We start from the raw sequence: 20,336 nt of genomic DNA, 5'->3' as shown, positions 1-20,336 counted from the left end.
TACTCCTCTGTTAATCTAAGTCATTATAGTAATAATCCGATATTGCACCATCGACTTCAACAGAATCTGGTGCACAAAGGAATATATCCGTACCTATTCTTTGTATGTCTCCACCTAAAGCGTACACTGTCCCACTTAAAAAGTCGATTATTCGAATTCCCTGCTCCTTATCAATTCGTTGCAAATTTACAATTACAGCCTTTTTACTTTTTAAGTGTTCAGATATATCTTGTGCTTCTGCATACACTCTCGGCTCTATCAATATTACTTTTGATGACTTTTGGACATTTTGAATACTAACGAGATTAGGAGTGTTCATATCCTTTGGAATCGTATTAAATTTACGTTCTTTAGGAGCAGACTTTACAGTTTGTTGCTTTATATTATTATCAACTGTTTTTTGCTGCTGAGGTCTTGGTTGCTGCGCTTCTGATGCTTCCTCATCTTCATCTAAGTAGAAGAAGTTTTTCATCCAGTTTTTCATGCTCATACAATTCCCTCCCTCTCTTTTCCAACCAATGCTGTTCCGACTCTAATAAATGTTGCACCTTCTTCTATTGCTATCTCATAATCCCCAGACATTCCCATGGAAAGTTCTGTACAAGGGGCGCCTGCTATTTGTTTAGCTGCAATTTTACTTTGGAGTTGTTTCAATCTGCGGAAAACATTTCGAATGATTGTGTCATCTTCCGTATTAGGTGCCATTGTCATCAATCCAATAATGCGAATACGTTTATGGTTTTTAAGCTGATCTACAAATGCTTCTACTTCTTCAAAAGCAAGCCCATGTTTTGACTCTTCTTGGGATACGTTTACTTGTACAAAACAATCCTTTGTGGAGGTAGCTCTTTTCTCAATTTCATCCGCTAAACTCATCCGGTCTAATGAATGCAAGAAATTTATATGGTTAATAACTGATTTAACTTTTCTTGTTTGCAATGAACCTATGTAATGCCACCCAACATCATTAGAAATGGCATCTAACTTTTTCTGTAAACCCTCTGGTCGATTTTCTCCCAAATGCCGAATACCATTTTCTATTACCTCGTTTGTTCGACTAACTGAAACTTCTTTTGTTACTGCTATTAATGTAATATCTTCTAACTTTCTATTACCTCGGTCGCATGCATTTTGCATACGCTGTTGAATTTGTTCTAAGTTTTGTTGTACGTTTGTCATTCGAAACCCAACTTTTCATCAATTGTTTTTGTTTATTGTATCAATGAAAAGCCGTTTTATCAATGATGAACATTGTAAGTCTATGTTTTTGATACAATTATAACATCTTTTCCAATTATCGCTATATTTTGTACGGCTATTTTCTTTGTGTCTCTTTTTTTATTAAAAAAAGTTGGATACGCTCCATTTTCTTCTACTAAAAATGAAATAATATAACCAGTTTCTTTATCAATTTCTGCGTCTACAATATAGCCGAGTAATTGCCCACTCTTTGCTTCTATTACTTCTTTTTGCTGCGCATCTGAAAATTTCATCATTAACCCCCTTTATTCATTATATGAATGAAAATGAAAAAAACGCTTTTTTTCTAAAAAGAAAAAAATCCAGATCTTAAACGCTTCGTTCTAATGCATAAATACGGAATCCTACTAGTAACTACCTATATGATTTTTAGAAAGTGTTTTCTGCCGGACCAAAAGTCACTACGATTATGCTCCACCCAAAAATCACAGGAGCTAACTTGTTGTTCTTAAGAAATTTATAACAACAGAAAAACGCTTCTTCTAAAAAGAAAAAGCGTTTTTGCTAAATAACTTATGGATTCAATTGGCTTTGAATAGTTGATAAGGCACTTTTCTCTAATCTTGAAATTTGTGCCTGCGATAAACCTAAGTCCATTGCTATTTCTGTTTGTGTAGCTCCATAGTAAATTCTCTTCGTTAATATTTTCTTTTGTCTTGTATCTAGCTTCTGAAAACTATCCTTCACAGTAAAATAAGTTACCCATTGATCTTCGGATACATCATTATCGCATAATTGGTCCATCATATAAATAGCGTCTCCACCATCACTGAATATTGGCTCTTGTAAAGATACAGGATCTTGAATAGCGTCTAAAGCAATTAATATATCCTCCACTGAAATATCTAGCTCTTTTGACAAGTCATCCAAGGTTGGTTCTTGTAAATGTTCGTTGATAAACTGTTCCTTTGCTTTCATAGCTTTATATGCAATATCTCTTAACGATCTTGATACTCGTACTGAATGATGATCACGTAAGTGTCTTTTTATTTCTCCAATAATCATAGGAACTGCATACGTAGAAAAACGGACGTTATGCTTTAAATCGAAATTCTCAATTGATTTGATGAGCCCAATACAACCAACTTGAAACAAATCATCTGCTTGCTCTCCTCGGTAAGCAAACCTTTGAACTAGACTTAAAACTAGCCTTAAATTACACATTACCAGTTCATCTTTAACAGATTCTTCACCAGATTGTAAACGGATAAACAATTCTTTCATTTCTTCATGCTTAAGTAAAGGAAGCTTAGATGTATCAATGCCGCATAATTCAACTTTTGTTCTCGTCATAGATCTTCCTCCGGACTTTTTAATTGTTCTAAGTCAGTTTGTCCGGGAAAGAAAAGATTATTCTATACGTTTCTATCCAATTTCACCCATTAGGCAATTGGTTCGTTTAACAGCTCCTTTAAATCTAAAATAATTTTTTTTTCTAAACGTGATATATATGATTGCGAAATACCTAAATGATCAGCTACTTCTTTTTGAGTCATTTCTTCTTTACCATTTAAACCAAACCGACATTGCATAATGTACTTTTCCCTATTCCCAAGTAAATTTATTGCTTCAAATACATGTTGACGCTCTAGTTTTTTCTCCACATCTTCAATGATTAAATCCTCGCTAGTACCTAAAATATCTGATAGTAATAGTTCATTCCCGTCAGAATCAGAATTTAAAGGTTCATCAAAAGAGACTTCTGACTTCATACGATTTGTCTTACGTAAATGCATTAAAATTTCGTTCTCTATACATCTTGATGCGTAAGTTGCGAGCTTAATACCTTTTTCTAGATTAAACGTCTCTACAGCCTTAATAAGTCCGATTGAACCTATACTAATAAGGTCTTCTATATTAGTATTTGTCTGATCAAATCTTCTCGCAATGTAAACAACTAATCTTAAGTTTCGTTCAATTAATACATCTCTAGCATGTTCATCTCCATCCATAAACGCCAGTAGCATCTCTCGTTCTTCTTCTCTCGATAATGGTTTAGGTAATGATTCATTGCCACCAATATAATGTACACTTTTTCTTCTAAAGGAAAGTACCCAATAGTAAATCTTACGCAACCAATTCATCAGCATTATCCTACACTCCTTTTTTTCAAATGAAAATATGAGGAACTATGTAATATCCCATCCGCCCCATGTGGAAACTTTTCTCTTGCTTTCGTCATAACAATATAACCTTTTGGTAATGCCTGATCTCCTATCATCCATTGATCATACTTAATACCAACAACCCATGTTTTATGTTTGTGAATCGTTGCAATTGGAATTAATCTTAATTTACTTGCATATTCTTTTGAAATCTTGTCCAATCCGGCTCTTCCATCAAACTCCCAATTACTAATAGCTTCAAATAACGCATGTGGTAGAATCTCCCGCAACATTTCAGCTGCCACAAAGTGGACAGGATCATTGGACAACGGTTCCGTACACACATTTCCTGAGTCTATAAAAAGTGTCAGCTCCTTAGAAATACCAAATAACGAAACGTTAGATGGATATAGAAGCTCTCTTTCTCCGTGAGTAATATTCAGATGAAGGACATGTTTGGTCAGCAAATATAGACCACCTGTTGCAATCAACGCAAAGTTCATAATCATAAACAAATTACTACTATTGTCATACAAAGGAGCAATAGCTGTAAGTAAACCGCCAGCAAAAACACTAGTCAGTAACGTTAAAATAATTGCTTTTCCTATTTGCGAACGTTTTTTCCAAAAAGCAATCGCAATCATTACAAAAAAAGATAAAAATATTGTACTCATAGAATGAGAGAAAACAACTGTGATTACTCCAGCCGTTAGAGCAGATAGGAATAAATACCTTTTCTGATTTTCAATCCACCCAATTTTATTGGCAAATGCCAAAACGGTATAATTGAAAAAAGTATTGGTTACAATCATTACTTCCGCATACATAGTTTCCCTCCTTTTGACTAAAGCTTAGCATCTAAAGTTTAAGAAATTTGTCAAAAGACCGTTCAAAAACGTTCTTTTTTTACGACAAATAATAAGAGTTAAGAAATACAAAAAAAGATGCCAATTAGGCTGGTGGTGACTGAACGTCACCACCAGCATCTGTTTTCTCAGTAGTTTTATGGCATTTTTCTGTCCGTCACCCTTATACCTTCTAGAAACAGGTTAGTGATTTTTGGGATAACAAGAGATAAGATACTCTTCAATTCAAAGAGGGAGCTCCCGAAAATAAAATTTCGGGAGCTCTAACGTTAATCTATAAGGCAAATACCAGCTATTTTTTGTCGTATACTTTTTTCTTAGTGTAGAAATATATAAGAAATGCCTTTTTGGATGCTTGATAACCCAAATCTAACCGCTCTGTATGTAATCTTTGTATTCTATACCACTCAAATTACCAAAAATTTATTTTTAGCTCAGGAATCAAAAAATATCCTTATATTTAATACAGAATTTGATCTTAATATCTCCTTACTTGCTCTCACCTATTGTTTACTTGCTCCCATCAGTGGCTTACTTGCGGTCTTAAAGTTTTACTTGCTCTAAATCTATATTTACTTGCGGACTATTACCTTTTACTTGCGTAGTGGAAAACTTTTACAAAACTTTTATCGATTCATGGCCAAAACATGTAGAACCATACTACTAATAGATGTTTCTATTCACTGTTTCGACTGGAATATTCCTAATTTATAAGGAGTCCTTTTAACACGGGAAATTATAGCAGTACTATTCATTTGCTTAATTATCAGGAATTTAGCATTTTTATATACTTTATTCAAAAAAAGCAACCACCGAAGTGATTGCTTTAATCTTTATATTAGTTTCTACGTTGACGATTTCTTAAGAAAGTTGGGATATCTAATGCATCCTCTTGTTGGTTATGAGATACATGTCGTTCTTGTTGAGGTGCTTGTTGTTGCACTTCTTCTTTACGCTGTTCTCGGATTGGTGCTACAGATGGTTGTGGCGTTCTGCTGCCACCGAAACCTGTGCTTCGAGGTTGTTTTTGTGTGATAAGTTCTTCGTTGAATCCAGTTGCAATTACCGTAACAACTATTTCATCTTTCAAGTTATCATTGATAACCGAACCGAATATCATATTAACTTCTTCATCTGAAGCAGAGGCAACAATATCAGCCGCTTCTTGAACTTCAAACAGACTTAAGTTTGAGCCACCAGTAATATTCATCAAGACACCAGTTGCTCCATCAATTGATGTTTCAAGAAGTGGACTTGAAATAGCCTTTTTCGCAGCTTCTGCAGCACGATTTTCTCCTGCAGAAATACCGATACCCATAAGTGCTGCACCTTTGTTAGACATAATTGTTTTAACATCTGCAAAGTCAAGATTGATAAGACCAGGTACTGCGATCAAATCAGAAATACCTTGAACCCCTTGACGTAGTACATTATCCGCTTCTCTGAAAGCTTCTAGCATTGGTGTGTTTTTATCTACGATTTCTAACAAACGGTCATTTGGAATGACGATTAACGTATCAACTGACTCTTTCATCATGCTAATACCACCAACTGCTTGTGTAGAACGTTTACGACCTTCAAAAGTAAATGGACGTGTTACTACCCCAACTGTTAATGCCCCTAAATCACGTGCAATTTGAGCAATGACTGGTGCTGCTCCAGTACCTGTACCGCCACCCATACCTGCTGTGACAAATACCATATCTGCGCCTCTTAAAGCTTCTTCTATCAGTTCTTTACTTTCTTCCGCAGCTTTTTTCCCTACCTCAGGATTCGCTCCTGCACCAAGACCGCGAGTTAGTTTTCCACCAATTTGTAGTTTTACTTCGGCTTTTGACATATTGAGAGCTTGTGCATCTGTATTAACAGCAATAAAATCTACTCCTTGAACACCGTGTTCAATCATTCGATTTACAGCGTTGTTACCGCCACCACCTACTCCAATAACTTTAATGATCGCTAATTGATCTTCATTTGTTTCAAATTCTAACATGCTATTGCCTCCTATGCTCTCTCTGCTATGATAAAGGGTTTGTTATTCGAAAAACTTGTCAAAAAATCTTTTTGCTTTTGTCATTGGGCTATCTTTGTGTTCATTGGTTGTTTGCGCAGTTTGTTTTTGTTTTTTAGACACCGCAACTGTTTCATTTGGAACCGAATGCGCTAATGCATGGCTACTACCAATTTTACCATAGAAAAGATCTTCTTTATAGGCATATCTTATAAGACCAACTGCAGTCGTATATTGTGGCTCACGAACCCCAATATAATCTGGAGTATATAGTCTTACTCTTGTTTGGAGTATATGTCTTGCCAACTGACCTAATCCTTCCAGTTTAGAAACTCCGCCAGTAATCACTACTCCTCCTGGTAAGTCTTGTAAACCAAGTCGATAGAATTCTTCCAGAACTAGTTCAAATAGCTCTTCAAGTCGAACTCCGATGATTTCAGCAATATAACGTTGCGAGTATTGTTCCTTCATATCAGCTCCTATTACAGGTACTTCAAATAATTCATCATCCGAAGCATCATCATAGAATGCATGTCCATATTTTAGTTTAATCATTTCTGCTTGTTCGGTTGGTGTTTTCAGTACAATAGATAAATCTTTTGTAATATGATCTCCACCTACCGGAATAACAGAAGTATTAATTAAATGACCTTCATTAAAAATGGCAATCGTTGTGGAACCCCCGCCTATATCAATATAAGCAGTGCCATGATTTTTTTCATCTTCAGTTAATGCAAAATGACCACCAGCTAAAGGTTGCAAATAAATCTCCCTTATTTGGAGACCAGCTCTTTCCACACATCTTAACACGTTATGTAAAATTGTTTTGGATGTAGTCATCATAATACCGTCTAATTCTAAGCGGGTGCCAATCATCCCTCTTGGATCTTTAATTTCCTCTAAGTGATCGACGATAAACTGTTTTGGTGCTATATTAATAAGCTCTCTCTCAGGAGGAATAGACATTACTTGAGCAGACTCAATCACACGTTCTAAGTCTCCATCCGTAATTTCTCTATCCTCACGATTAACAGCGACTACTCCTTTAACATTTTGTATATTCGCCATATTTGCTGGGATGCCTAATACTATTTCATTAATAGACATACCAATCATTCTTTCGGCTTCATTAACAGCTTTTTTTATAGATTGTACGGTTGCATCTATATCCACAATGGTGCCTTTTCTTATTCCATTTGATTTAACATTTCCTACACCTATTACATGCAGCGAGTCATCATTCATTTCGCCTATTAAGACCTTGATTGATGACGACCCAATATCTAGTGATACGTATAATTCTGATTGATTCAACCCGTGGCACCTCCTGTAAACTCTTTATTTATTATTCTAGTGTAAAAATAGTATAAAGTCTAAAATTTTCTAAAGAAATAGTCAATTACTATATAAAATCTATTGTTTTTTTCTTTCTGACCATTTGGTTAACATTATTCGACGAATAACTGCTATATTTTGAAATAATCGTACTCCAAACGCAAAAATTGCAGCCAAGTATAAATCTATCCCTAAATGGACTCCTAAAAATGCTAGAGCTGCAGCAAGAGCAATGTTGAAGAAAAATCCTGAAACAAATACTTTATCATCATAAACATGCTGTAGATGGGCACGTATTCCACCAAATAAAGTATCAAGTGCAGCCAATACTGCTATTGATAAATAGCTTTCATATATTTCTGGAACCTGCATTTCAGTTAATAAACCGAGGGAAATCCCAAGTATCAGTCCTAATAATGGCAACCACATTTCATGACTCCCCTTCTGGTACTTCTTTTAAGAAATGATTGTTCACTGGTTGGTCATAAGCTGAAATCCTGATAATCTGCTCTGGCTCACCAATCTTAAGTTTTAAATTATCGATATAGAAGTCATCACCGATTGTAGAAGCCTCTAACTGATTGTACATTTTTTGTGCCTCATCATAGGTAGAAGTTCCAATTCTGATCATAAATGGAGCATTTCTTACAGGTATATTATTCACTGTAGTTTTACCATTTACATCTCTTATTGGTGAAGAATATATTATACGTTTACCGTCAACTTCAATATCTTTAGCTTTAAAACGATTGATTTCATTGATTAGACGAATAAGTAGGTCTGGTGAAATACCTTCTACAGGTTGTCCAAGTGCAATGCTTTCTAGCGATGGTTCTACTTTAATAGTAAGCCCTGGACCAGTGTAATCTACTAGCCCAATATCTTCCTTTAGTTGCACCACTGTATCTTCTAAAGCAAACGCAGCACTTTCACTCACCATATTCCCATATTTAAGGATTGTCTGATCTAACATATATACTTCAGATAGTAACTCTGAGTGTGTTTCGGTTTCTTTGGACAATTCTTGACGAATAGCCCATATGTCTCGTGTGTCTCTAGTTTCTGGATTTTGAACGGTGTTATATTGTACTGCTAACATAAAACCCACTATTAACAAAATTATGGTGAACCGAATATAGACGGTTTTTTTCATTATTCGGCCTCCTTTTGGTTAGCTATAATCATCATCCCTTAAAGCAGGCATAGTTATTAAATCTTTTTCTCCGACGGTTACCACTATATTATCACTAGTAAGTTGATCTACAACGCCTCCACCTAAGTTTACGGAGGCGAATAAAACTTTGGGATCTCCTACTGCTTCTATTGTAAATGGGGCAGGAAAGGTTTTCCCATCAACCACAATTACAGGTCCAGTACATCGTATATAGGAGTTTGCGTGAAGCCGCTGACCATTAATCGATATAGCCTCTGCACCTGATATTTTTAATTCATTGATCACTTTAAAAACATGACTCTCATGTACAATGTAATCATTTGGGTTTTCTTGAGAAGGATTATATGCCCCATCTTCCAACGAAACAGTAATTCCTTTTCCTTGTGATGGAATATCACCAATTAATAATCGAAGTAATTCTGCTTCCTCAACAAGCTCTTCCACACTTTCTTCACTCTCTACAAAAGATTGTTCATAATCCCGAACTTTTTGCTGCTTTACGATAATTTCTTCCGTTAGTTCTTTATTTCGTTCTTTTTGTTCTACTAACTTTTCTCTATATTTTTCTTGCTGTTGGAACCCCGAGACATCTGAAGCGTTTTCATCTGTGTCATCTGAGGAGATGCTATACGAATATGCAAGTATAAATCCTAACACTAAACTTACCATCGATATAGTAATAAGTCCCCTAGACGGTACTTTAAGGAGTTTGGTCTTCTTCATTTTCCACAACCTCCTCCTTTTCTGGTACATTGTACACATCTACATATGGTTGAAAAAATGTTCCTACTTCTAAATCTACAATCCCTTTCACTTCTGGATTTAGTTGAGAAACAATAGACGGGTAGTAATTCATTTTCTCTCCAAATGATGGAATGATTGCTTGAACTTCATTGCCATCATTCATATACACTTGAATAGAATAGGCATCGTTTTCGGTTGGTGTATATTTAATCTGTGAAATACCCGTTAACACTTCACTGTCTAAGAGCTTTAACTCTTTAATCATTCTTTGACGAATTTTCTCATCTTCAAACCCAGTAAATATGGGACCATCCTTAGGAATAACTTGTCCATCTGTTTTAATAATCTGCCCATTTTCTAAAATAATATGAAGAAAATCGCCATCCTCAAGGTATCCTATTTGATTAAACTCATTAACCTGTATATGAACGGATGTTAACCACTTTCGCTGGACATGCACAGATTCTACCCAAGCATTCGCTGCCAATAGATTTTCTATTTTACTTTCATTAAAACTCCACATCGATTCACCAGTAACCAATGTACTTTCTTCTATGTACAATTGCTCTGGAACTAGTTTTGCACCATCTAATGAGATTGTTTGAATTTGACTATAAGATGATTGGAAATATAAAACAATCAACAAAGTAGTTACAAAGAGAAAAAGTAGAATGGAAAATTTTTTGTTTGTTCTACGTCTTCTTCGCTCTTTTAGTGTAGGTATACGATCTTCAATATCAATAATTTTTTCCATTCTACCGCCCCCCTTCTTTATCAGTTTCTTTGGCTAAGTTTAAAATAATTCCAATAATCCCCCATGTCATCACTAATGACGATCCCCCATAACTGATGAACGGTAAAGTCACTCCTGTTACTGGTAACAGGCCAGTAACAACCCCCATATTTAAAAATGTCTGTACTGCCAACAGGGAAGTAAATCCGATAATCATCAGCTGGCGTTCACGTGTTTTTGCACGTGCAGCCATTGTGAAACTAGTCGTAAAGAAAGTCACAAAGGCAAGTACGATGATGAATCCTCCGATGAAACCAGCCTCTTCTAATAGAATAGAAAAGATAAAATCATTTTGAGGTTCCGGCAAATATAAAAACTTCTGGCGGCTATTTCCATAACCAAACCCGAATAATCCGGCTGGACCTATTGCAAGCAATGATTGTATAGCTTGAAACCCAGAGCCCAAAGGATCGTTCCAAGGGTCTAAAAAAGCTTGAATTCGTACAAGTCTGTATGGTGCTGAAACGATTAATAACACAAAAGCAATAATTCCACTCAAGCCTATCCAGAGGAAGAACTTAAACGGAAGACCTGCTGCGAACAATAAAAAGAATACAGCAACAACCAATACAAATGCTGAACCAAAATCTGGTTGTACCATGATAAAGCCAATTGGTAATAATAATAGAACCGCACTTTGAATATACATTTTCATCCTAGAATTTTTTTCATTTGCAAGAGTGCTTGCCAAAACTCCTAAAACAGCTATTTTAGCTAACTCAGCTGGTTGAAAGTTCATAAAACCAAGTGAAATCCAGCTTTGAGATCCATTTCGAACAACTCCAATGCCTGGAATCAAAACGCCGATTAGCATAACAATTGCAACTATATATAAACCTTTCCAAAATCCATCTGACCGTATGAAACTCGATTTTTGAATAATAAAAGCACCAAAGATCCCTACAACTAAATATGCAGCTTGTTTTAACGCAAAAGGCATTTGTCCTTTATAATGGACTTCGCTCCAATAGGAACCGGCTGAATGAACAAATAATATACCTATGATGGATAAAAACAGTACAGAAGATAGGAAAATAAATTTTCTTGTATCTTTCGTTTAGGTCATCCTTTCATTACTCTTCTAAAGAAATAACTCGATTGATAAATTCTTCGCCACGTATTTCAAAGCTTTCATATTGGTCCCAACTTGCACAAGAGGGAGATAATAATATGATATCCCCTTCAGATGACACCTCAGTTGCCATTTCAAATGCTTCACCTAATGTTTGAACACTAACTACAGATGGTATACCCTGTGCTTCTCCAAACTTTTGTAGTCTGTCTTTAGTTGCTCCGTAATGAACTAATGCTTTCACACGATTTAAGTATGGTATTAATTCATCAAATGAATGTCCACGGTCCACACCACCTGCTATTAATATAACTGGCTCCGTAAATCCTTCCAATGCACTTTTAGTAGCAAGTGCATTGGTAGCTTTTGAGTCATTATAGAATTTACGTCCCTTCCACTCCCTGATAAACTGTGTGCGATGCTTAACTCCATGGAACGTCGACAATACTTGCATTATAGCTTCCACAGAGCAATTCATCATTAGTGCAGTAGCAGTAGCTGCTAATGCATTTTCTAAATTATGTTTACCTCGTAGAGAGATGATTGATCTATTAAATAATTGTTCACCGTTCCAGTAAACATATAAATCATCCGCACTAATACCATCCTTTGTTTTACCACTTACATAGAAAGGTATTTTGGATGCATTACTTTTTTGGGCATAGTCTTTTACAATTTGCTGTTCCCCATTAAAAACTAGCCAATCTCTAGCATCTTGTTTTTGGGTAATTTTAAATTTAGCATCTGTGTATTCTTGAAAATCCCTATGATAATCTAGATGTGCCTCATACAAGTTAAGCAATACAGAAACTTTTGGCTTTAAGTCTTCTGTACCCATGAGTTGGAAAGAAGATAATTCAGTGACGATAATATTGTCTTCTGTTGCTTCTTTTGCAACACTAGTTGCCACCGTCCCAATATTTCCAGCTATTTTCGGCTTTTTATTGGCAGTTGCAAGCATTTCAAATATTAATGTAGTTGTTGTTGTCTTACCATTTGATCCTGTAATTCCTATCATAGGAGCTTCGCTAATACGATACGCTAGTTCGACCTCCGTCCATACTGGAATACCTCTTTTATTTGCCTCTGCAACGACTGGATTTGTATAAGGTATCCCAGGGTTCTTGACGATAAGACTAAACCCTTCGTCTAAAAGATCTTCCGGATGACTTCCGCAAATAACTGTAAGTCCTTTGGACAACAAATACTGAGCGTTTTCATTTTGCTCAAATGGCTTTGAATCATTTACGGTAACAAAAGCTCCTAAATCATGAAGAATTTCTGCAGCAGCAGTACCACTTTTCGCCAATCCTAAAACGAGTATTTTTTTATGAAATACAATTGGTAATTTCTTCATATCACAAAACCTCCAAGCAGACTACAATCATTGCAGCTATAAAACCTATTGCCCAAAAAACGGTAACAATTTTACGTTCATTCCAGCCTGATAATTCAAAATGATGATGAATTGGACTCATTTTAAATATACGTTTTCCGGTTGTTTTAAAGCTAATTACCTGCAAAATTACCGACAATGTTTCAATTACAAAAATAATACCGACTAGTAGTAATAACAATTCATGTTTAACTAGAATGGATACCATTGCTAGTGCGCCACCTAATGCTAGAGAACCCGTATCTCCCATAAACACTTTTGCTGGATTTTTGTTGAATAATAAAAACCCTAAAAGTGAACCCGAAACACTGAAAGTGAATATAGCTATATCTGTTTGTTCATAAGCAAGTGCTAGAACACCAAATGTCGCAAAGGCAACCGTTGCAGTTCCTGCTACTAAACCATCTAAGCCATCTGTTAAATTGACAGCATTTGAAAACCCTACTAACCAAAATATTAGGAACGCAATATACAATTGTCCTAAAGCTAGTTCCATTTGTGTAAATGGTATTTCAATGGTTGTATCAAACGGACCTTGCTTTAGTAAGAAATACGCAATTACCGCAATAAGAATCTGACCAATTAGTTTCTGAATAGAAGTTAAACCCAGATTTCTCTTCAATACTACTTTTATAAAGTCATCTAAAAACCCAATAACACCGAATCCTACCAGGATAACTAATAAAACAATTGACTGAGTCGTTAACTGATCAAAATAAAATGAAAGAGCAAGTGTAGAAATAATAATAGATGCTAAAAAGATAAGTCCTCCCATTGTAGGAGTACCCGCCTTTTTATGGTGCGACTGTGGGCCTTCTTCTCTTATACTTTGACCAAATTTCATTCTTCTTAAATACGGAATAACTATTGGAGCAAGAATAATAGTGATTAAAAAACTAACAATAAGTGTAATAACCGTTGTAGACAATGTCATGAAAAAATCTCCTTAAATACGATCAACTAATAATGAATGTACTGTTTTATTTATTTGTGTAGACATGTATTGTTCCATCTAATGGGATGAGCCCATTTTCTTTTGGTAGCTGAGATATTATTTCGTCTCCCTCACCATGCCAAACAATAGTAAATGGATACATATAGGACGTAATTTCTTTCCTTTTCGTTCCTACTAGGTTTGGTGTACGGACTTGTTCCACATCTCCCCATCTATACTCTTTTTCCAATTGGGTACCACTACCCTTAGTCTTCATTGAATCTTCCAAAATTTGACCTACAATTGGTGCTGCAATGACTCCACCAAATTGAGTGCTATGTTTTGGGTTATCAATTGCCACATATACAATAAGCTCAGGATTATCAGCAGGTGCAAATCCTATAAAGGAAACAATGTATTCCCCTTCCATATACCGCCCGTCTTGAACTTTTTGTGCTGTTCCTGTTTTACCACCAATGCGAAGTTGGTCGCGATACGCGTTTCTACCTGATCCTTCCGCAACAACATGTTCCAAAGCATCTCGTACAATGGCTGAAGTTTCCTCACTAATAACTTGACGCTTCATCTCTGGCTCACTACTTGATAATATTTCGTTTGTTTCACCATCAATTGTATTTTTCACAATAAATGGCTTATATAGATATCCACCATTAACTGCTGCGGCTACAGCTTGAACTTGTTGGATAGGTGTAACAGATATCCCTTGACCAAAGGATGTTGTAGCATGTTCAACTGGTCCAAAGTTTTCTTTACTAAATAGAATACCCGTTGATTCCCCAGCCATCCCTGATCCTGTAGATTCACCAAAGCCAAAGTTGCGTATGTACTCCGACAGTTTCTCTGCACCTACTCTATTCCCTAGTTCAATAAAACCAGGGTTGCAAGAATTTTCAACAACCTCTAGGAATGTTTGATCTCCATGTCCTTCACGTTTCCAACAACGGAGTCTCGCTCCCTCGACCATTGTATACCCGATATCATGGAAATGATCTTCCTCTAAGTCTACTACTTTCTCTTCTAATGCGGCACTTAATGTAATAATCTTAAAAGTTGAACCAGGTTCAAAAGTCATCCAGACTGGTAAGTTTCTGTTATAAATAGTTGAGTCCACCTCTTGGTATGAAGATGGATCAAAATTAGGAGCAGAAGCAAGAGCTAATATTTCACCGTTTTTCGGATTCATGACGATTGCAATCGCTTGAGTCGCCTCATACTTTTGCATAGCTTGAGTAAGTTCACGTTCAACTACTTTCTGAATATCTAAATCCACGGTAAGCTGTACATGATTACCTTTTACTCCATTTTTCCAGCCATCATCCACATGAGGAAGCGGTACTCCCTTGGCATCGGTAAACATTCGCACAGCAGAAGACTCCCCTTTTAAAATAGAATCATATTGATATTCGATTCCAGCAAGCCCTTGTGCATCATATCCAGTGAATCCTACTAATCTAGATAACATATTACCATAAGGATAGTCTCTTATATAATCTACTCCTGCATACAATCCTTTAATATTCTTATCTTGTATGTCCATTGCAAGTTCACTTGAAATATTTTTTCCTTTTGGTGCAATCTTTACCAAGTAGCTTCTTTTGTTTATCTGCTCTAAAAGCTCACCTTTGTCCATGCCAATTAAAGGACCAATTTCATCAGCTACTTGTTCTGGATCATCATTTTGAGATGGCATATAAAACAAGGTAGGTGAAAGCTTATTGCCAACAATTACTTCACCATTACGATCCAAAATATTCCCACGCAGCGATGCGTAAGGTAGTTCTCTATCCCAGCTTTCTTTCGCTTTCGTCGTAAGTTCATCAAACTGAAAAAATTGAAGTTGAACTAACTTGAACAGTACCAATAAGAATAAAAAAATAATCATAATCCAAATCATGCGTAGACGTACAATTTGTTTTAATTTTGAAATTGCCAATTCCCCTTTAGTCCGTTTTAGATAACTTATGAGAAAATGACTCTAACTATTCTATCCCTCTTTTAGTCCTGAGGTAAATCTGTAAGTGATTCTTCTTTGCTTGTTTCCATATTCGTTACTACATCAGGAGTGGCAAGTTTTACGACTATGGGAGTGTCAGCCGTTACGATCGATCCTCCAGTCAAACTCTGTTCTGTTACAAACCCTTCTCCAACAATTTCAATAGGTAATTTTGATAATGATTTATATAACATTATATTTCTTTTTGACCAGCCCTTAAAGTTTGGTAATTGAATGTCTCCCTGTCCCTTGATAAAGACTGTGCTATTTGAAATAGTCGATACATTAGCCACAGGATACTGTTCTTCCACCTTATCCGACTGACCGATAACTACTGTTTTTAAACCCTCTGCTTCAAGTTTACTTTGACTCTCAATTATATTTTCTCCAATTACATTAGGCATTTTAATTGGTTTTGCAAGTTCCGTGTTCTCCGGCTCGATATTTAAATATTTTAAACTTCTTTCTGTTACCGAGTTGAAAATTTCTGATGTCGTTTCGGAACCTGATTCAGTTGGCTCCAAATTAGGTCGATGAACCATGATATATACGATTAACTGCGGGTCCTCAACTGGAGCCATCCCTATGAAAGAATATAGGAAATCATTTCTTCCCCAATAGTAACCACCGCCAGGTTTTGCTATTTGAGCAGTTCCAGTTTTTCCAGCTGATGTATATCCATTTAACTTGAATTTCTTAGCAGTACCTATTTCTGACGTTATAGTGCTTTCCAGTATTTCTTTTACCTGCTGTGCAGTCTCTTTAGAAATTGGAGATTTTTTTTCAGTCGGTTTATGATTCTCCACTACTTCATTTGTATTTGGATTGACAATTTGCTCAATAATATAGGGTTGCATCATTTTACCTTCATTTGCTATAGCAGTCATACCTTGGACCATTTGTATAGGTGTAACAGTTGTACCCTGACCAAATGTTGTAGTAATTCTTTCAACTGGTCCAGAATCTGCTATAATTCCAGAGGCTTCATTGGGGAGGTCAATTCCCGTCTTCTGTCCAAATCCGAAGAGTTTAATGTATTCATTGAATGTTTCCTCTCCTATTTGGTTCAGTAAGTAAGCCATTGATACATTGGATGAACGTTGGAAACCTTCTAAATACGTTATATTACCCCACCCTACTACGTTATGATCACGAATTGTTCTATCATAAATCGTATAGGATCCAGATTTAAACCTGGCATTAGGTGCCCATACCTCCTCTTCAATTGCAGAGGCTAGTGTGAATACTTTGAAGGTAGATCCTGGTTCAATTGTCTGCTCTGTTACTTCATTTAACCAGTTAGTGGATAATCCTTCTCTTGTATTCGGTTCAAAGGTAGGTCGCTGGGACATAGCTAATATCTTCCCAGTTTTCGGATCTGCAACAACTGCCGTAATCTTTTCTGGTTCATACTTATCTTGCACTTTATTCATAGATTCTTCTAAAAAGTTCTGAATGGTCTTATCTAGTGTGAGCTGGATATCCAAACCATCCTGTGCCTTTGTTACCATTTTTTCAGCATTCGGAAGTAAAAAACCTTTAGTATCACTTTTGAATTCGACTTTACCAGGAGTACCTGTTAACTCTTCATCATAAATATATTCAAGCCCCATTTTTCCGACAGGTTCAGCTGTCCCATCTTCCTTCTCTTCTTTTAGAGCGAAACCTATTAAATGGGAAGCAAACTGGCCATTAGGATATAATCTTTTCAAATCTTCGATAAAAATAATTCCAGGTAGTTTGTTACTTTTAATCTCTTCCATTAATTGATTGTTAATATCTCTACCAGATTTTCCGAACTCCACTTGATATTTCTCAGCTTTTATATTTTTATCTAGTAAACTAATAATCTCTTGTTCTGTCATATCTATATAATTCGCTAATACTTTAGCAGTCTTTGCCGTATCAGTAACATGTCTTTGTACACTACTATTATTAGAGGCACTTGGACTAATCACAGCAATCATTTTATAGCTAAGTGTATCCTGCGCAATAATTTCACCATTACGATCAATTATTTTACCTCTACTAGCTTGAAGTGTTTGTTCTCTACTATATTTATTCTCTGCTTTTGTTGATAATTCTTGTCCTTCGGCTGTGCCTGTATACTGTATAAATACAAAGCGACTAAGTAATAAAAAAAAGAGCCCTCCATATAGTAAAAACATTAGAAAGGCTCCCCATTGAAAACGAAATTTCTTATTCATTGACCTGGCACTACCTTTACGTTTTGCTCATTCAGCTTCAAACCGAGCTCTTCCGCCTTTTTCCAAATGCGATCATAGGTAGATAATTCATTTACTTGTATAGACAAGTCGGTATTCTTTTTCACAGTAGAGTCAATTTCCTTTTCAAGTAGAGAAATATCGGTAGTTGTTGCCCGTACAGCGGTTTGAGTTTGAATAATCATTAAAGACAAAATGGTAACTATAGCTAATAACCCAATAAAAAGGATTTTTTCTCCTCGAGAAATCAGTTTATTACGTTGTTTTGCCGGCTTCTTTACAAGTGGTTGTTCAGGGTAAGAAGGCCGAGTTATGTATGTTTGTGACTGATGTTTACGAATAGCCATTTAGACACTCCCCTTTTCGATTAATTTTTCCACAATGCGTAACTTTGCTGAACGGGAACGATTATTTACCGCTAATTCGTCCTCCGACGGGACAATAGGTTTCCTTGTAACCAGCTTTAACATTGGTTCCATGCCTGCAGGAATCATTGGTAAATTTGGAGGTAAATCAGGTATAGAAGATGCTTCCTTAAAAATTGTTTTAGTTAGTCTGTCTTCCAAAGAGTGGAAAGTAATAACACTTACTCTTCCCCCGACTTTGATGAGCTTAATAGCATCTTCAAGGGAGTCTTCTGCCGCTCCTAATTCATCATTTACTGCAATTCGGATTGCCTGGAAAATACGCTTCGCAGGATGTCCTCCAGTTCTTCTAGCAGCTGCTGGTATGCCTTCTTTTATTAATTCTACGAGTTGGAATGTGGTAGCAATTGGCTCTATCTCTCTAGCCTTTTCAATTTTACGCGCTATCTGTTTGGAAAACTTCTCTTCTCCGTAACGGAAAAATATTTTGAGTAGTTTTTCATAGGACCATTCGTTGACTACATGATAAGCAGTTAACTCACTTGATTGATCCATACGCATATCTAAGGGTGCATCATAGTTGTAGCTGAATCCACGCTCAGGAGTATCTAATTGTGGAGATGATACTCCTAAGTCATACAAAATTCCATCGACTTTTTCAACACCAATTTGGTAAAGTTCATCTTTTAAATAACGAAAGTTAGCATGTACAAAAGTAACTTTATCTAAAAACGGTGCAAGTTTTGTCTTGGCATTTTCAATAGCCGTCATATCTTGGTCAAAGCAAATAAGTCTACCTTTTTCATTTAATTGTTGTACTAAATACTCACTGTGGCCAGCTCCGCCTAGTGTGCAATCCACATAGATCCCATCAGGACGAATAGCTAGTCCATCTACTGTCTCTTTTAATAATACGGTTGTGTGATGAAACAAGCTGTCCCCTCCTCTTTATTAAATTAACCTTGGCGTAGTTCTGTTCAGATTTATATCATTTAACTCGATATTAAATCCACCAGATACTTTAACCTAATTCAGTGGGGGAGAAAACCCCTACTAGTTAAAAGTTATATGTCAAAGCCAATCATATTTTCTGCAATATCATTGAAAGAATCCTCAGATTCCACAAAATAATTTTCCCAAGCATCTTTTGCCCATATTTCAAGACGATTCGATACTCCAAGTACGATACATTCCTTGTCCATTTTTGCATAGCTACGGAGGTTGATCGGAATATTAATACGACCTTGTTTGTCTATTTCTACTTCGGTTGCACCTGAGAAGAAAAAACGAGTAAATGCACGAGCATCTTTCTTAGTAACTGGGAGTTCTTTTAATTTTTCTTCGAGTTTTCGCCATTCATTCATAGGATAACCAAATAAGCAATTATCGAGACCACGCGTTAAGACAAAACTGTCATCTAAATGCTCTCGGAATTTTGAAGGAATTATTAACCGTCCCTTCGCATCAACGTTATGTTGATATTCGCCCATGAACATGCTACTCACCCCACTTTATGTCATTAACATACCACATCGCCCCACTTTCCTCCACCGTTTTTTTTAAAACAGGACAATATTTCTTTAAAATGTGTAAATAGTACTTGTTGAGACAGGATTTCTAGCAATTTCAACAAAGTATTCCTAGAACTTTAAGACTTATAAAAGTTAGAATTTTGGCCGGTTTTTATATAATGATTACAACCTTTTCAAAAATTGCAGATGAAATTCCTCAGAATGTGGGGGAAATTCCATTAAAATAAACCACCGAATCAAAAATAAGGTGCTTAATTGGATAATTGGCATGGTAGTTGGAAAAGTTCGTCTCATATAAAAATCAGAATCGTTCAGATCTAATCCTGTTTCTATCGTTTTATGAGCTCTTAGGTCAGTCGTTCTGCAATATTATTACATAGCAATTTTAGGGATTTACATTAGAGTCAAAAGCTTCCGTGTAAAACGGAAATCACCAGTATTATTAGATAGATATTAATCTTCTAAATACACAACCACTAAGTAATAAACATAAAATTTAATCCTTTCGCT

General features: G+C 36.0%; 20 protein-coding genes. All 20 read right to left on the bottom strand.

Translation table 11 applies throughout. From position 1 onward, the window contains the following. Positions 1–10: 10 nt before the first annotated feature. The 20 genes from MKY60_RS06225 to mraZ all read right to left on the bottom strand — a co-directional run bounded on the left by MKY60_RS06225 (position 11) and on the right by mraZ (position 19,790). Positions 11–490: a cell division protein SepF gene (locus tag MKY60_RS06225; protein ID WP_241596038.1), complete on the bottom strand. Its 480-nt coding sequence runs from the start codon at positions 488–490 to the stop codon at positions 11–13. Beyond that, positions 487–1,179, bottom strand: a complete 693-nt coding sequence (locus MKY60_RS06220) for a YggS family pyridoxal phosphate-dependent enzyme (RefSeq protein WP_093494406.1) — start codon at positions 1,177–1,179, stop codon at positions 487–489. The genes MKY60_RS06225 and MKY60_RS06220 overlap by 4 nt, the downstream gene beginning before the upstream one ends. A gap of 80 nt (positions 1,180–1,259) precedes the next feature. Beyond that, positions 1,260–1,493, bottom strand: a complete 234-nt coding sequence (locus MKY60_RS06215; RefSeq protein WP_090562803.1) for a YlmC/YmxH family sporulation protein — start codon at positions 1,491–1,493, stop codon at positions 1,260–1,262. A gap of 280 nt (positions 1,494–1,773) precedes the next feature. Beyond that, positions 1,774–2,553: an RNA polymerase sporulation sigma factor SigG gene (gene sigG, locus MKY60_RS06210; RefSeq protein WP_090562806.1), complete on the bottom strand. Its 780-nt coding sequence runs from the start codon at positions 2,551–2,553 to the stop codon at positions 1,774–1,776. Between the two features lie 89 nt (positions 2,554–2,642). Further along, positions 2,643–3,350 carry an RNA polymerase sporulation sigma factor SigE gene (gene sigE / locus MKY60_RS06205; RefSeq protein ID WP_090562808.1) on the bottom strand — a complete coding sequence of 236 codons (708 nt, stop codon included), beginning with the start codon at positions 3,348–3,350 and terminating at the stop codon, positions 2,643–2,645. Further along, complete coding sequence (locus MKY60_RS06200) at positions 3,350–4,192, bottom strand: sigma-E processing peptidase SpoIIGA (RefSeq protein ID WP_340929067.1); 843 nt, start codon at positions 4,190–4,192, stop codon at positions 3,350–3,352. The genes sigE and MKY60_RS06200 overlap by 1 nt, the downstream gene beginning before the upstream one ends. A gap of 877 nt (positions 4,193–5,069) precedes the next feature. Further along, positions 5,070–6,224 (bottom strand): cell division protein FtsZ, encoded by a 1,155-nt coding sequence (ftsZ, locus tag MKY60_RS06195; RefSeq protein ID WP_093494403.1) that lies wholly within the window; start codon positions 6,222–6,224, stop codon positions 5,070–5,072. Between the two features lie 42 nt (positions 6,225–6,266). After that, on the bottom strand, positions 6,267–7,556 hold the full coding sequence (ftsA, locus tag MKY60_RS06190; protein ID WP_093494402.1) for a cell division protein FtsA: 1,290 nt from the start codon (positions 7,554–7,556) through the stop codon (positions 6,267–6,269). A 99-nt stretch (positions 7,557–7,655) separates the two neighbouring features. Next, positions 7,656–8,006: a small basic family protein gene (locus tag MKY60_RS06185; protein WP_093494401.1), complete on the bottom strand. Its 351-nt coding sequence runs from the start codon at positions 8,004–8,006 to the stop codon at positions 7,656–7,658. 1 nt (position 8,007) lies between these two features. After that, entirely contained in the window at positions 8,008–8,730 is a 723-nt protein-coding gene (locus MKY60_RS06180; RefSeq protein WP_093494400.1) for a DUF881 domain-containing protein, read from the bottom strand. An 18-nt stretch (positions 8,731–8,748) separates the two neighbouring features. Next, positions 8,749–9,474 carry a DUF881 domain-containing protein gene (locus MKY60_RS06175; protein ID WP_093494399.1) on the bottom strand — a complete coding sequence of 242 codons (726 nt, stop codon included), beginning with the start codon at positions 9,472–9,474 and terminating at the stop codon, positions 8,749–8,751. Further along, entirely contained in the window at positions 9,452–10,249 is a 798-nt protein-coding gene (locus tag MKY60_RS06170; protein WP_093494398.1) for a cell division protein FtsQ/DivIB, read from the bottom strand. The genes MKY60_RS06175 and MKY60_RS06170 overlap by 23 nt, the downstream gene beginning before the upstream one ends. A gap of 1 nt (position 10,250) precedes the next feature. Beyond that, positions 10,251–11,306 carry an FtsW/RodA/SpoVE family cell cycle protein gene (locus MKY60_RS06165; protein WP_272508857.1) on the bottom strand — a complete coding sequence of 352 codons (1,056 nt, stop codon included), beginning with the start codon at positions 11,304–11,306 and terminating at the stop codon, positions 10,251–10,253. Between the two features lie 55 nt (positions 11,307–11,361). Then, positions 11,362–12,717 carry a UDP-N-acetylmuramoyl-L-alanine--D-glutamate ligase gene (murD, locus tag MKY60_RS06160; RefSeq protein ID WP_340929064.1) on the bottom strand — a complete coding sequence of 452 codons (1,356 nt, stop codon included), beginning with the start codon at positions 12,715–12,717 and terminating at the stop codon, positions 11,362–11,364. A 1-nt stretch (position 12,718) separates the two neighbouring features. Beyond that, positions 12,719–13,690 carry a phospho-N-acetylmuramoyl-pentapeptide-transferase gene (gene mraY, locus MKY60_RS06155; RefSeq protein WP_090562838.1) on the bottom strand — a complete coding sequence of 324 codons (972 nt, stop codon included), beginning with the start codon at positions 13,688–13,690 and terminating at the stop codon, positions 12,719–12,721. A gap of 46 nt (positions 13,691–13,736) precedes the next feature. After that, a complete protein-coding gene (locus tag MKY60_RS06150; RefSeq protein ID WP_090563574.1) occupies positions 13,737–15,605 on the bottom strand; it encodes a penicillin-binding transpeptidase domain-containing protein in 1,869 nt (622 codons plus the stop codon). A 101-nt stretch (positions 15,606–15,706) separates the two neighbouring features. Continuing rightward, complete coding sequence (locus MKY60_RS06145) at positions 15,707–17,911, bottom strand: penicillin-binding protein (RefSeq protein ID WP_340929062.1); 2,205 nt, start codon at positions 17,909–17,911, stop codon at positions 15,707–15,709. Continuing rightward, entirely contained in the window at positions 17,908–18,276 is a 369-nt protein-coding gene (ftsL, locus tag MKY60_RS06140) for a cell division protein FtsL (protein WP_090562841.1), read from the bottom strand. The genes MKY60_RS06145 and ftsL overlap by 4 nt, the downstream gene beginning before the upstream one ends. Continuing rightward, on the bottom strand, positions 18,277–19,227 hold the full coding sequence (gene rsmH, locus MKY60_RS06135) for a 16S rRNA (cytosine(1402)-N(4))-methyltransferase RsmH (RefSeq protein WP_241596044.1): 951 nt from the start codon (positions 19,225–19,227) through the stop codon (positions 18,277–18,279). Between the two features lie 131 nt (positions 19,228–19,358). Next, entirely contained in the window at positions 19,359–19,790 is a 432-nt protein-coding gene (gene mraZ, locus MKY60_RS06130) for a division/cell wall cluster transcriptional repressor MraZ (RefSeq protein WP_090562848.1), read from the bottom strand. Positions 19,791–20,336 lie beyond the last annotated feature (546 nt).

The sequence above is a fragment of the Psychrobacillus sp. FSL K6-1415 genome (genome assembly GCF_038003185.1).
Lineage (GTDB): Bacteria > Bacillota > Bacilli > Bacillales_A > Planococcaceae > Psychrobacillus > Psychrobacillus psychrodurans.
This window is presented reverse-complemented; position numbering and strand designations above follow the sequence as displayed.

What these genes read in the sequence shown, in the direction of transcription:
- MKY60_RS06225 (WP_241596038.1), bottom strand. Translation starts at nt 490, where the DNA reads ATGAGCATGAAAAACTGGATGAAAAACTTCTTCTACTTAGATGAAGAT.
- MKY60_RS06220 (WP_093494406.1), bottom strand. Translation starts at nt 1,179, where the DNA reads ATGACAAACGTACAACAAAACTTAGAACAAATTCAACAGCGTATGCAA.
- MKY60_RS06215 (WP_090562803.1), bottom strand. Translation starts at nt 1,493, where the DNA reads ATGAAATTTTCAGATGCGCAGCAAAAAGAAGTAATAGAAGCAAAGAGT.
- sigG (WP_090562806.1), bottom strand. Translation starts at nt 2,553, where the DNA reads ATGACGAGAACAAAAGTTGAATTATGCGGCATTGATACATCTAAGCTT.
- sigE (WP_090562808.1), bottom strand. Translation starts at nt 3,350, where the DNA reads ATGCTGATGAATTGGTTGCGTAAGATTTACTATTGGGTACTTTCCTTT.
- MKY60_RS06200 (WP_340929067.1), bottom strand. Translation starts at nt 4,192, where the DNA reads ATGTATGCGGAAGTAATGATTGTAACCAATACTTTTTTCAATTATACC.
- ftsZ (WP_093494403.1), bottom strand. Translation starts at nt 6,224, where the DNA reads ATGTTAGAATTTGAAACAAATGAAGATCAATTAGCGATCATTAAAGTT.
- MKY60_RS06185 (WP_093494401.1), bottom strand. Translation starts at nt 8,006, where the DNA reads ATGTGGTTGCCATTATTAGGACTGATACTTGGGATTTCCCTCGGTTTA.
- MKY60_RS06180 (WP_093494400.1), bottom strand. Translation starts at nt 8,730, where the DNA reads ATGAAAAAAACCGTCTATATTCGGTTCACCATAATTTTGTTAATAGTG.
- MKY60_RS06175 (WP_093494399.1), bottom strand. Translation starts at nt 9,474, where the DNA reads ATGAAGAAGACCAAACTCCTTAAAGTACCGTCTAGGGGACTTATTACT.
- MKY60_RS06170 (WP_093494398.1), bottom strand. Translation starts at nt 10,249, where the DNA reads ATGGAAAAAATTATTGATATTGAAGATCGTATACCTACACTAAAAGAG.
- murD (WP_340929064.1), bottom strand. Translation starts at nt 12,717, where the DNA reads ATGAAGAAATTACCAATTGTATTTCATAAAAAAATACTCGTTTTAGGA.
- mraY (WP_090562838.1), bottom strand. Translation starts at nt 13,690, where the DNA reads ATGACATTGTCTACAACGGTTATTACACTTATTGTTAGTTTTTTAATC.
- MKY60_RS06150 (WP_090563574.1), bottom strand. Translation starts at nt 15,605, where the DNA reads ATGATTTGGATTATGATTATTTTTTTATTCTTATTGGTACTGTTCAAG.
- MKY60_RS06145 (WP_340929062.1), bottom strand. Translation starts at nt 17,911, where the DNA reads ATGAATAAGAAATTTCGTTTTCAATGGGGAGCCTTTCTAATGTTTTTA.
- ftsL (WP_090562841.1), bottom strand. Translation starts at nt 18,276, where the DNA reads ATGGCTATTCGTAAACATCAGTCACAAACATACATAACTCGGCCTTCT.
- mraZ (WP_090562848.1), bottom strand. Translation starts at nt 19,790, where the DNA reads ATGTTCATGGGCGAATATCAACATAACGTTGATGCGAAGGGACGGTTA.